The sequence below is a fragment of the Telmatospirillum sp. J64-1 genome (assembly GCF_006980715.1).
Lineage (GTDB): Bacteria > Pseudomonadota > Alphaproteobacteria > Rhodospirillales > Magnetospirillaceae > Oleiliquidispirillum > Oleiliquidispirillum nitrogeniifigens.
The window spans coordinates 1-10,996 of the sequence record NZ_SBHN01000043.1 but is presented as its reverse complement, the minus strand read 5'-3'; the positions used below and the strand labels follow the sequence as shown (position 1 = coordinate 10,996).

Sequence of the window (10,996 nt, the reverse complement as noted above, 5' to 3'; positions counted from 1 at the left end):
GACTCAAAATCGCTTCCAACCCCGTCCCATTTCTGCAACGGTCCCTGAAATGCTGAGAAACCCTGGGCTTTCTGCCTGGGGTTTTTGTTTTTTCTAACCGTCCCACTTCTGCAACCGATTTTGTGACGCCGGATTTTGTGCCCGTCACAGCGGGGGAATAGCGTCCTAAGCGGGGGTTTAGGTTGCGCCTCCAGTCCGATGACCAGCCCCCAGGACACACGGCTGGGTCACAGATGTGACCGAACCCGCCGATTAGGTTGCACCTACACCGGGACCTCCCGCGAGCAGACCAGTACAGGTTTCAGACACAGGAGGAGAGATCATGGGTAAGTACGAGAATCCCCTGATGGACACTCAAATCTGCCTTGAAGAGGAGATGATGATTGCTGGCCGTGAGGCCTTCTACCGGCTGATTGATGAGGCGAAGGCCAGGGGCGAGGAGAGCAGCACCGGCTACGGTCAATGGCTGCTGAAGTGTCTGGTCCTCCCCATGAGCCAAGCCATCGAGTCCTTCGTCGGGCGAGCCAGCACAGGGAAGGCCGGTAAGCACCACTCCTCGGTCAAGTACATGAAGCTGCTTGACCCCGAGGTCATCTCCTACCTGACCCTCAAGACCGTGCTGGACAGCATCACGAAGCAGGAGACCCGGCAGCGGGCGGCAATCCGTATCGCCACCGCCATTGAGGATGAGGTGTGGTTCCAGAAGTTCCGGGCCAAGGAGAACGAGAAGTTCAAAATCACCGAGAAGAAGATCGCTGGGTCGAGCCGAGAGCGGTCCAAGGTCATCATGCGCCTGATGGCGAACCGGGCGGGGATCGCCCACGACAACTGGCCGCAGAAAGACAAACTGCACCTGGGTCAGAAGCTCTTGGACATTTTGCGGTCCAGCACCGGGCTGATCGACTATACCCGCCACACCATCGGGCCACGGAACACGGTGTATTACGTCGTGGCATCGGAACAGACGATGGCTCAGATCGCCAACGTCAACGAGCGTATGGAAATCCTGACGCCCCACCTGTGGCCGACCGTCGTACCGCCCAAGCGCTGGACCACCCCCTTCAACGGCGGCTATTGGTCTGGGCTAGTGCGGCGGCTGCCGTTGGTGAAGACCGGCAACAGCAACTATCTGGAAGAACTGCAACACCTTCCGATGGACGAGGTGTACCGGGCCATCAACACCATGCAGGAGACGCCCTGGCGCATCAACCGACGTCTCCTCGCCGTGCTGCGGGAGGCTTGGGATCGCGGTCTCCAGATCGGTAAGCTGCCCCCACAAGAGGCCATTCCGGAACCGGCCAAGCCTCTATGCCTCCTCCGTGAGGGTGCGCTCCTGACGCAGTGGCGGAAGGAGAAGAACACTCAAGCGGTCGAGGCCTGGATGCAGCGCCATGGGACGGAATTCAAGGCATGGAAGAAGGAGGCTGCGTTGGTCCACCAGATCAACACCAAGCTCAAATCCAAACGTATCCAGGTCCGTAAGACCATCGAAATGGCCGAGAAGTTCGCCGTGTATGAGCGCATCTACTTTCCGCACCAGATGGACTTCCGAGGCCGGGCCTATGCCGTGCCGATGTTCCTCAACCCGCAGGGTCCCGATTACGCCAAGGCCCTGCTGACCTTTGCGGACGGTAAACCGATCAAGGACGCTGCGGCGGCAGGTTGGCTCGCAATCCACGGGGCCAATCTCTTCGGCTTCGACAAGGCCTGCTTGGAGGACCGCATCGGGTGGGTGGACGAGAACGAGGACGCCATCCTCACCTCCGCGCTGGACCCGCTTGGGGTTGGGCTGGACTTCTGGACGAAGGCAGATAAACCTTGGCAATTCCTGGCCTTCTGTATGGAATGGCAAGCATTCCAGGAACATGGGTGGGGGTATGTTTCCTCGCTTCCCATTGCCCTTGATGGGTCCTGTAATGGTCTCCAACACTACAGCGCCGCTCTTCGGGACCCGGTAGGAGGCGCAGCGGTAAACCTCCTCCCCTCCGAACTGCCCCAGGACATCTATGCCAGGGTCGCAGAGGTAGTCGTGGACGAATTGCGCCTAAATCATCCCAGAACTGGGACGGAATCGGATATGGCACAGAAATGGCTGGCTTTTGGCGTTGACCGGAAAATAACCAAGCGCTCGGTGATGACCCTTCCCTACGGCTCAACGCAGTTCTCCTGCCGGGAGTTCATTGAAGAGGCCATTCGGGAGAAGCTGGATGATAAGGCCCGCATCGCCTCGGTGGAACGAGGCATCCCCTACAAAGAGGCCTGGAATGAAGCTAATCCGTTCCGCACCGTCCGCTGGATCGAGGACCATCCCCAGGAGGCCGATGGTATTTTCGAGGCCAGCCTGTTCCTTCAACCCATCGTGTGGGAGGCCATTGGGAAAGTCGTCAAGGCCGCTCGGATCGGAATGGACTGGCTCAAGGAATGTGCCCGTCTAGCCGCGACCGAAGGATTGCCCATCAACTGGATCACGCCGGACGGCTTCCTGGTCCAGCAGGCCTATAAGGAGACCAAAGCGACCCGAGTAAAGACCATCCTGGATGGGGAAGTGGTGTACCTGACCCTTCAGGAAGAATTACCCACTATCGACAAACGCCGTCAGGCACAGGGCATTGCTCCTAACTGGGTCCACTCGATGGATGCCACGGCGCTGCGGATGTACGTCAACCTTGCCAGGGACAACGGCATCCGTCATTTCGCCCTTGTCCATGACAGCTACGGCACGGTGGCCGCTGACGTAGAACTGATGGGGGCCTGCCTCCGCAAGGCCTTCGTGCAGCTCTACACCGAGAGTGATCCCCTAGCCGAATTCCGAGTGGACGTGGCGTCGATGCTCGGGGATGACCTCCTTGAGCAGCTCCCGCAGCTCCCTGACAAAGGCGACCTCGATGTCACCTTAGTGGAGGAGTCTGCCTTCTTCTTCGCCTAATCGTCCCACTAGTGGGATTGTATCGTGGGTGGGATGTGTCTCGTCCACGAGACATATCCGCCCGCCCATTAGGTTGCACCTACACCGTGAAGAACCGCTGACCGCTCTTGAGTGGCGGCGAAGTCAAGGAAAGACGACATGACCAAGACCAACCTGTCCACCTTCACCTTCAACACCTCCTCCATCCGCGTGGTCACCATCGACGGCGAGCCGTGGTTCGTGGCGAAGGATGTGTGTATCGTCCTGGGCCTGAAAGGCTACCCGTCCTTCCACACCGCTAAGCTGGACCGTAGCGAAGTGCAGAACATTCCGGTGTCTAAGGCTAAGAACCTTAGACTGGCCGACCTCTTCGGTCCCAAGGTTCCCGTGGTCGCCCTCATCTCCGAGAGCGGCCTCTACAAGCTGGTCATGCGGAGCGACAAGCCCCAGGCCAAGCCGTTCCAGGACTGGGTGACCAAGGTCGTCCTCCCGGCCATCCGCAAGGACGGCGGTTACATCCTGGGCGAGGAGAAGGTGGTCACCGGCGAGATGGACGAGGACGCCTTGGTCCTCCGCGCCTTCGAGGTGCTGAAGCGGAAGGTGGACCGACTGACCACCGAGCGCGATACCTTGGCGGCGATCATCGAGACCGAGTTGAACCTCGTCACCATCGACGAGTTCCGCGCCCTCCTTCACCAGTATTGGGACCCGTCCTACCGTGCTCGGGTCGCGTCCAAAGCCAGCCGTCTCGCCAAGGAGCGAGGCCTGAAGCTGGAGAAGCAGGAGCGGGACAAGGTGATCGAGAGCGGCAAGACCATCAAGGTCTACGTCAACGTCTATCCCCGCGCTCTGCTGGAGGAGGTCGTTGCCTCGCTCGCCTAATTAGGTTGCACCTACACTCTGACCAATCCCGGAGATCGACATGAAGCTCACGATCCGCATGAACGCTGCGGAGGACGTGGTCGTCATCGACGGTCACACCTTCGACCGCACCGGGCTGGACCGTAACCAGCGCTATGCGATGGCTGCTCTGGTGCGGGACGCCCTGTTCCCCCGCCAACCTGAACGCAAGCGCAAGCCGAGGAAGTCCCATGCGAAGCGTCGTCGCTGACAGCCTCAACAACATCCCGAGCTACCACGTCGCCAACGCTACCTTCGCCCTGATCGACCGGCTCCAGTCGGACCAGCGGCCCGGCCTCCACATCGCCACTGCCGCTGCGCTGTTTCTACTGATCTGCGAACGCTATGGCGTTTCGGCTCAGGACGCCTTCACCGTCACCAAGAACCTGATGAACGATGCGGACAACCGCTTGGTGCCGCAGTTTGCAGCCATCCGCCAATACCTCGCCAACGAGCTGGCCTGATTAGGTTGCACCTACACTCCTGATCAACCCCCGAGGACTGTCATGCAAAGCACACTCTCGACCGCCATCGCCCTTTGGCGAGCCGGTAAGCCGATCCCGCTGACCATCTTCGCGGCTCTGGCCGAGCAGGGCTATGACGTGCCTGCCCTCGAACGCTTTTATCGCCGCCAGACCGTCCCACAAAAGGAACCGTCCCATGTATGACAACGACATGATTTTCTCGACCGAAGGCACCGGCACCCTGCACGAATTGGCCGTCGAGACCGTCCAGCACATCACCGTCGCCGCCCTGCTGGGGCTGGATGTGGAGGTGAAGGTGAGCGACCCGGCTGCCTTGAAGCTGGTCCAGGACCTGATCGACTCGGCAGTCGAGCATGACGTCATTGAAGGGGATCAAGTCACCGTCACTCTGATGGAGGTCTAAGTCATGGCCGACAAGAAGCAGAAGCGGCCTGTTCACAAGGTTCGGGGCATCGCCGGGTTCCCCTGGCTGAACCGCCCGGACACCAAGTTCAAGGCCGAGGGTATCTACAAGACCAATCTCACCGTCCCTGGCGACGATGCCCAGGCCACTATCGAGGTCATCGAGGCCGCGATGAAGGAAGCCGAGGCCGAAGCCAAGGAGAAGGCCAAGGCCAAGCGAAAGACGGCCAAGCCCGCAGACATGCCCTTCGACCCGGAAGTGGACGACGAAGGCAACGAGACCGGAGCGGTCGTCTTTAAGTTCAAGTCCACTGCCTCGGGCGTGTCCAAGAAGACCGGCAAGCCCTGGACGCGGACCATCCCGATCTTCGACGCCAAGGGCAAGCCGTCCAAGGCGAACATCTATGGAGGCTCGGAACTGGTGATCGCCTTCACCGCCGAGCCGTGGGTCAACGCCAAGCTGGAATATGGCGTGAAGCTCCAGCTTGAGGCCGTGCAGATCATCAACTTGGTAACCGGCGGTGGTAGCCGCTCGGCCAGCGCCTACGGCTTCGGTGAGGAAGACGGTTACAGCGCCGACGATGAAGAAGAACTGGGTCAGGCCGATGACGGCGACGAGGACGAAACCTCGGAAGCCGAAGACGGCGACGACGACTTCTGATCCGGGCTTGAAAAATGGGTACCGCAGCGGTCTAGAAGAGGAGATCGCTGCGGAGTTGGAGGCCAGAGGGGTCCCCGTCCGCTACGAGGTCCCCGATACCGTCATCCCATATACCAAGCCCGCCCGAATGTCCCGCTACACCCCCGATTTCGTCCTGCCCAATGGGATCATCATTGAGACCAAGGGCAGGTTCGTCACCGCAGACCGACAGAAGCACCTGCTGATTAAACAACAGCATCCTGATCTGGATATCCGCTTCGTCTTCTCCAACTCGCGTCAGCGTATCAGCAAGCAGTCGAAGACCACCTACGCCGATTGGTGCCTCAAGCACGGCTTCCTGTTCGCTGACCGCACCATCCCCGAAGAATGGATCAATGAGCCGCCGCGTCGATAAGCTGGTGGTTCACTGCTCGGCCACTCCGGAAGGTCGCGACGTTTCCGCAAAGGACATTGACCGCTGGCACCGGGGACAAGGCTTCCGCAAGATTGGCTACCACTATGTCATCCGCCTGGACGGCACCATCGAGAAAGGCCGAGACGAGGCCGAAGTGGGTGCCCATGTCCAAGGCCACAACGCCAATTCCATCGGCATCTGCCTGATTGGCGGGGTTTCCGCGGATGACCCGAAGATCGCCAAGGACACCTACACGCCTGAGCAGTGGACCAGCCTGGAAACACTCCTGCGTGACCTGCTGACCCGCTACCCCCACGCTGAAATCCTGGGGCACCGGGACTTCCCTGGTGTCGCCAAGGCCTGCCCGTGCTTCGACGTGAAGTCTTGGTGGGCCTCCCGGCAACAGGCGTCCAAGCCTGTCTGTCCGACCTGCAACCGCCTACTGGATTAGGTTGCACCTACACTCCTAACAGCCTCCGTCTCCTCTCAGTACCTCGCCCCCGGCCCATAAGGCTGGGGGCTTTTTCGTTTCTGCGTCCTTACGCATCCGACGACTGGAAAGGAAACAGCCATGTATCTGACGCTTGCCCAGCGTTCCGCCCTCACCCCCCTCGCCTATCAGATTTTCCATCACATGAATCGCCTGGGACATATCTCGGCGCTGGACGCCCTGCGGGCCTTCGGCATCACCTCCGCATCCTTGTCCCGCCGCATCTGCGACCTGGAGGAGGTCGGCGTGAAGATTGAACGGGAGCGTGCCCTGGATTCCCTGACCGGGCGCAAGTACACCCGCTACAAGCTGGCCCGTAGTCAAGCCGCTGCGTGAGGTAGAGCCTCATGAGTCCCGGCGGCGAGGCCTCAGAGTTCGTCGCCAAGGAGCCGTGCCCGGTATGCGGGTCCAGGGATAACCTGGCCCGCTACTCGGATGGTCACGGCTATTGCTTCGGCTGCGGTCACTACGACCCAGGCGACGACTCGGTCCCATCCCAATCCCGCCTCCAGAGCAAGCGCATGTCCGACCTTCTTCAAGGTGAGGTCCGCGCCCTCAACAAGCGCGGTATCAATGAGGCGACCTGTCGCAAGTTCGGCTACCGGGTCGCCACCTTCAATGGTCAGACCGTCCAGGTAGCCGATTACTGGGACCCCGAAGGCAAGGCTGTGGTGGCTCAGAAGGTCCGCTTCGCCAACAAAGACTTCCGGGTCCTGGGCGACATCAAGCAGGCGGGCCTGTTCGGCCAGCACCTGTGGCGCGACAGGGGTAAGATGATTGTCGTCACCGAGGGCGAGATCGACGCCCTGACGGTGAGTCAGCTCCAGGACAACAAGTGGCCTGTGGTCTCCATCCCCAATGGAGCGCAGGGGGCCAAGAAGACCCTTTCCAAACACCTCGACTGGCTGCTTGGCTTCGACACCATCGTCCTCTTCTTCGACAACGACGAGCCGGGCCGCAAGGCGGTCGAGGAGTGCGCCTCCCTGTTCCCGCCGGGGCGCTGCAAGGTCGCCCGCATGGCGTCCTTCAAGGACCCCAACGAGGCCCTTCAGGCCAACAAGGGTGGCGAGGTGATCGACGCCATCTGGGGGGCCAAGGCCTATCGTCCGGACGGTATCGTCAGCGGCTCCGACCTGTGGGACAGCCTGATCAATGACGACGAGCTGGTCGAGACCGTGCCCTACCCGTGGGACGGCCTCAACGAGATCACCCGAGGTCTCCGCAAGAGAGAGCTGGTCACGGTCACCGCAGGTTCAGGCATCGGCAAGTCGGCTATCGTCCGCGAGATTGGGCACCACCTGATCCGCGACGGCGAGACGCTGGGGATGCTGATGCTGGAGGAATCCACCAAGCGCACCGCCAAGGGCCTGATGGGGATTGCCCTTAACAAACCCATCCACCTCGACCTCACGCCCTGGTCTGAGTTGTCGGACGAGGAGCGGGAGGCCCGCCGCGCCGCCTATGAAGCCACGGTCGGTTCCGGCCGGTTGTTCCTTTATGACCACTTCGGCTCCACCGAAATCGAGAACCTGCTGAATCGGGTCCGCTACCTAGTCAAGGGCTGCGGCTGCGGATGGATCATCCTGGACCACCTGTCCATCGTGGTCTCGGGCCTGGACGACGGCGATGAGCGCAAGGCTATCGACGTTGCCATGACAAAGCTGCGGACCCTGATCCAGGAAACCGGCTGCGGCATGATCATGGTCAGCCACCTCAAGCGTCCCGAAGGTCGAGGCCATGAGGAAGGGGCCAAGACCAGCCTCGCCCAGCTTCGCGGCTCTCACGCTATCGCACAGCTCTCGGACATCGTCCTGGGAGCCGAGCGCGATCAGCAGGGGGAGAACCCGAACATCACCCTGATCCGCGTCCTCAAGAACCGCTTTACCGGCCAGACCGGCCCGGCCTGCTATCTCAAGTACGACCCGGAGACCGGGCGTCTCTCTGAAACCCATCCGGCCCTGGACGAGAGGGAGCAGGACGACGGCGAGGACGAATTCTGACCTAACCGTCCCACCTCCGCAAATGTCTCGTCTACGAGACAAATGCCCAGCCACTCTAAGGGAGGGCGATGCCACGCTACATTTTTGACTGCGAGACCAACGGCCTGCTTGATGCGGTGTCGGTGGTCCACTCCCTGGTTCTCAAGGACATTGACACCGGGGAGCGTATGAGCTGCTGCGATCAGCCTAACGTGAGGCCGACCGGCAACAGCACCATCCACTGCGGTGTTCAGCCGACCAACGGCTACCACCCCATCGAGGAGGGCCTCCGCGCCCTGATGGGGGCCGACCTCATCGCCGGTCACAACATCATCAAGTACGACATCCCGGCGCTCCAGAAGGTCTACCCCTGGTTCAAGCCCAAGGGCGTCATCCGCGACACCCTGGTCATGGCCCGTCTGATCTACCCCAAGGACGATCTGCGGGAGCGGGACTTCAAGCTCCAGAAGAAGGGGACGCTGCCCGGTAACATGATCGGGCGCTACACCCTGGAAGCCTGGGGCCGTCGCCTGGGGAATTACAAGGGGGATTTCAAAGGGCCATGGGATCGGTGGTCCGAAACCATGCAGTCCTATTGCGAGCAGGACGTTGAGGTAACCCTTACCCTCTGGAACCGTCTGGTCGCCAAGAATTGGCCCGAGGACTCAATCGAGCTGGAGCATCAGGTCCAGCACATCCTCTGGCGACAGGAACAGCACGGCTTCCTGTTCGACCAGGAGAGGGCCAGCAAGCTGTTCGCCAAGCTGGTCCAGCGGAAGACCGAATTGGACACCGAACTGAAGCAGGCCTTCGGTTCCTGGTGGCGTGTCCTAGGCGAGATCACCCCGCTCAAGTCCATCCGCTACAAAGACCCGAAGAAGCCCGACCTCACCGAGGGGGCGACCTACACCAAGATCGAGCGTGTCCACTTCAACCCCGCCAGTCGGGATCACATCGCACAGCGGCTCCGCGCCGTTCGCGGTTGGGAGCCGACCGAGAAGACCCCGGACGGGAAGGACAAGGTGGACGAAACCATCCTGTCCAGCCTGCCCTGGCCCGAGGCCAAGCTGCTCACCGAGTACCTCACAGTGGACAAGCGGCTCGGGCAGCTCTCCACCGGCAACGAGGCGTGGCTTCGCCATGTCCGTGCCGATGGTCGCATCCATGGCGAGGTCATCACCAACGGCGCTCTGACCGGGCGCATGACCCACTCAAAGCCCAACATGGCCCAGGTGCCGTCCAGCGGCTCACCCTACGGCCACGATTGCCGCGAGCTGTTCACGGTGCCCAAGGGCAAGCGGCTGGTGGGCTGTGACGCCGACGCCCTGGAGCTGCGCTGCTTGGCTGGGTACATGGCGAAGTACGACCAGGGCGAATACGTCAAAGTCGTCCTGGAAGGCGACAAGTCCAAGGGGACCGACATCCACTCGGTCAACTGCCGTGCCCTCGGGATGGACCCGAAGCAGAAGTATCCGGTCGCTGGGAAAGATGTGTCAGGCCGCGACATCGCCAAGGTCTGGTTCTACGCCTTCATCTATGGGGCAGGTGACGAGAAGCTCGGGCTGATCCTGGGCCACCCGCAAGGGAAGGAGGCCATCGAGGCCGGACAGCGGTCCCGCGCTAGATTCCTCAAGAACCTCCCGGCTCTCGGGAAGGTCATCACCGCCGTGAAGGACCGGGTGCAGGGGAACATTCGGGTGAACGGGAAGCTGCTGAAAGGCGAGGAGCGGTCCCGTTGGATCGCCAAGAATGGGAAACCCCGCACCTACCTCAAGGGGCTTGATGGGAGGCGGTTGAAATGCCGCTCGGCCCATTCAGCCTTTAACACCCTACTTCAATCTGCCGGTGCCGTCCTGATGAAGCGGGCCTTGGTCATCCTCGACCAAGGCCTTCAGGCCGCTGGCTTCACCCCCGGTCTCGACTACGAATTCGTGGCGAACGTTCACGACGAGTGGCAGATCGAAGTCAACGAGGAGATTGCCGATGACGTTGGACGCACGGCGGTCTCGGCCATCCGCAAGGCAGGAGAGTCCTTCTCCTTCGGCTGTCCTCTCGACGGCCAGTACCAAGTCGGCAACTCCTGGGCCGAGACTCACTGACGTTCTTGAACGCGCCTGGAACCCAGGCTTCTCCACCAAGTCTGATTTCGCCCGCACTGCGGCTGATCTGGTCGCAATGGCGGCGAGTGACGGCTTCATTACCACCAAGATCGCCTGCGGCCTCTACGGGCGCATGTGGCGGATCACTCCCGCCGGGCTGCGCCATCTGTGGCACCTGAAGGGGCTGAAAGATGGTTGAGATCGTCGTCCGCCCCCTGACGGACCTGTCACTGGTCCGCCGCGCCTGCGAGATGACCATGCACGGTCAGTCGTCCAGGGTGACCCTGGCAAGGATGTACCGCGCCGAGCATAGCCCGATCCGCTGCCGTGTCTTTTGGATCGAACTACGCGGCATCCCTTCCTTCGTGTCGGTCCACTTGGCCCGCCACAAATACGGGGTCGAGCATTTCGTCCAGTCCATGCGGGACGATCTCTACCTGACCAAGGAAGAGGCCGGGAAGGTGGATCGGAATACCCCGGTCAACCACGGCATGTTCATCAACGCCCAGGCTCTCATCCAGATCAGCCGCAAACGCCTCTGCCTCAAGTCGCACCGGAAGACCGTCGCGGTCTGGACCAAGCTGCGGAACGCGATCCGCGAGATCGACCCGGACTTGGCCGACCACATGGTCCCCGAGTGCGTCTACCGCAACGGCTTCTGCCCCGAGCTTCGTCCCTGCA

13 protein-coding genes and 1 pseudogene are annotated in these 10,996 nt (G+C 61.3%); all 14 read left to right on the top strand.

What is annotated here, in order from left to right; all coding sequences use genetic code 11:
- The first annotated feature begins 322 nt into the window (after positions 1 to 322).
- The gene (locus tag EPD66_RS23010; protein WP_142850907.1) at positions 323 to 2,926 is read left to right on the top strand and encodes a DNA-directed RNA polymerase; all 2,604 of its coding nucleotides are present in this window, start codon (positions 323 to 325) and stop codon (positions 2,924 to 2,926) included.
- A gap of 138 nt (positions 2,927 to 3,064) precedes the next feature.
- Positions 3,065 to 3,787, top strand: coding sequence for a BRO family protein (locus EPD66_RS23005; protein ID WP_142850906.1), 723 nt, complete (start codon positions 3,065 to 3,067; stop codon positions 3,785 to 3,787).
- A 40-nt stretch (positions 3,788 to 3,827) separates the two neighbouring features.
- Positions 3,828 to 4,016: a hypothetical protein gene (locus tag EPD66_RS23000; protein ID WP_142850905.1), complete on the top strand. Its 189-nt coding sequence runs from the start codon at positions 3,828 to 3,830 to the stop codon at positions 4,014 to 4,016.
- On the top strand, positions 3,997 to 4,269 hold the full coding sequence (locus tag EPD66_RS22995) for a hypothetical protein (protein WP_142850904.1): 273 nt from the start codon (positions 3,997 to 3,999) through the stop codon (positions 4,267 to 4,269). Before EPD66_RS23000 ends, EPD66_RS22995 begins: the two co-directional genes overlap by 20 nt.
- Before the next feature lie 42 nt (positions 4,270 to 4,311).
- Positions 4,312 to 4,473 (top strand): hypothetical protein, encoded by a 162-nt coding sequence (locus EPD66_RS24195; protein ID WP_185961581.1) that lies wholly within the window; start codon positions 4,312 to 4,314, stop codon positions 4,471 to 4,473.
- A complete protein-coding gene (locus EPD66_RS22990) occupies positions 4,466 to 4,693 on the top strand; it encodes a hypothetical protein (protein ID WP_142850903.1) in 228 nt (75 codons plus the stop codon). Before EPD66_RS24195 ends, EPD66_RS22990 begins: the two co-directional genes overlap by 8 nt.
- 3 nt (positions 4,694 to 4,696) lie before the next feature.
- Positions 4,697 to 5,353 (top strand): DUF2815 family protein, encoded by a 657-nt coding sequence (locus tag EPD66_RS22985; protein WP_142850902.1) that lies wholly within the window; start codon positions 4,697 to 4,699, stop codon positions 5,351 to 5,353.
- Positions 5,298 to 5,747, top strand: a complete 450-nt coding sequence (locus tag EPD66_RS22980) for an endodeoxyribonuclease (protein ID WP_142850908.1) — start codon at positions 5,298 to 5,300, stop codon at positions 5,745 to 5,747. Before EPD66_RS22985 ends, EPD66_RS22980 begins: the two co-directional genes overlap by 56 nt.
- Positions 5,728 to 6,198, top strand: a complete 471-nt coding sequence (locus tag EPD66_RS22975) for an N-acetylmuramoyl-L-alanine amidase (RefSeq protein WP_142850901.1) — start codon at positions 5,728 to 5,730, stop codon at positions 6,196 to 6,198. The genes EPD66_RS22980 and EPD66_RS22975 overlap by 20 nt, the downstream gene beginning before the upstream one ends.
- A 120-nt stretch (positions 6,199 to 6,318) precedes the next feature.
- Entirely contained in the window at positions 6,319 to 6,573 is a 255-nt protein-coding gene (locus tag EPD66_RS22970) for a helix-turn-helix domain-containing protein (RefSeq protein ID WP_142850900.1), read from the top strand.
- 185 nt (positions 6,574 to 6,758) lie between these two features.
- On the top strand, positions 6,759 to 8,237 hold the full coding sequence (locus EPD66_RS22965; protein WP_221931088.1) for a DnaB-like helicase C-terminal domain-containing protein: 1,479 nt from the start codon (positions 6,759 to 6,761) through the stop codon (positions 8,235 to 8,237).
- Between the two features lie 167 nt (positions 8,238 to 8,404).
- Entirely contained in the window at positions 8,405 to 10,315 is a 1,911-nt protein-coding gene (locus tag EPD66_RS22960) for a DNA polymerase (protein ID WP_221931087.1), read from the top strand.
- A 76-nt stretch (positions 10,316 to 10,391) separates the two neighbouring features.
- Complete coding sequence (locus tag EPD66_RS24735) at positions 10,392 to 10,514, top strand: hypothetical protein (protein ID WP_255448623.1); 123 nt, start codon at positions 10,392 to 10,394, stop codon at positions 10,512 to 10,514.
- Positions 10,507 to 10,996 (top strand): annotated as a pseudogene (locus EPD66_RS22955) (hypothetical protein); the annotation flags it as partial. The gene EPD66_RS24735 and the pseudogene EPD66_RS22955, both read left to right, overlap by 8 nt.

Coding starts and splice junctions, on each gene's coding strand:
- EPD66_RS23010 (WP_142850907.1), top strand. CDS start 323: ATGGGTAAGTACGAGAATCCCCTGATGGACACTCAAATCTGCCTTGAA.
- EPD66_RS23005 (WP_142850906.1), top strand. CDS start 3,065: ATGACCAAGACCAACCTGTCCACCTTCACCTTCAACACCTCCTCCATC.
- EPD66_RS23000 (WP_142850905.1), top strand. CDS start 3,828: ATGAAGCTCACGATCCGCATGAACGCTGCGGAGGACGTGGTCGTCATC.
- EPD66_RS22995 (WP_142850904.1), top strand. CDS start 3,997: ATGCGAAGCGTCGTCGCTGACAGCCTCAACAACATCCCGAGCTACCAC.
- EPD66_RS24195 (WP_185961581.1), top strand. CDS start 4,312: ATGCAAAGCACACTCTCGACCGCCATCGCCCTTTGGCGAGCCGGTAAG.
- EPD66_RS22990 (WP_142850903.1), top strand. CDS start 4,466: ATGTATGACAACGACATGATTTTCTCGACCGAAGGCACCGGCACCCTG.
- EPD66_RS22985 (WP_142850902.1), top strand. CDS start 4,697: ATGGCCGACAAGAAGCAGAAGCGGCCTGTTCACAAGGTTCGGGGCATC.
- EPD66_RS22980 (WP_142850908.1), top strand. CDS start 5,298: ATGACGGCGACGAGGACGAAACCTCGGAAGCCGAAGACGGCGACGACG.
- EPD66_RS22975 (WP_142850901.1), top strand. CDS start 5,728: ATGAGCCGCCGCGTCGATAAGCTGGTGGTTCACTGCTCGGCCACTCCG.
- EPD66_RS22970 (WP_142850900.1), top strand. CDS start 6,319: ATGTATCTGACGCTTGCCCAGCGTTCCGCCCTCACCCCCCTCGCCTAT.
- EPD66_RS22965 (WP_221931088.1), top strand. CDS start 6,759: ATGTCCGACCTTCTTCAAGGTGAGGTCCGCGCCCTCAACAAGCGCGGT.
- EPD66_RS22960 (WP_221931087.1), top strand. CDS start 8,405: ATGAGCTGCTGCGATCAGCCTAACGTGAGGCCGACCGGCAACAGCACC.
- EPD66_RS24735 (WP_255448623.1), top strand. CDS start 10,392: ATGGCGGCGAGTGACGGCTTCATTACCACCAAGATCGCCTGCGGCCTC.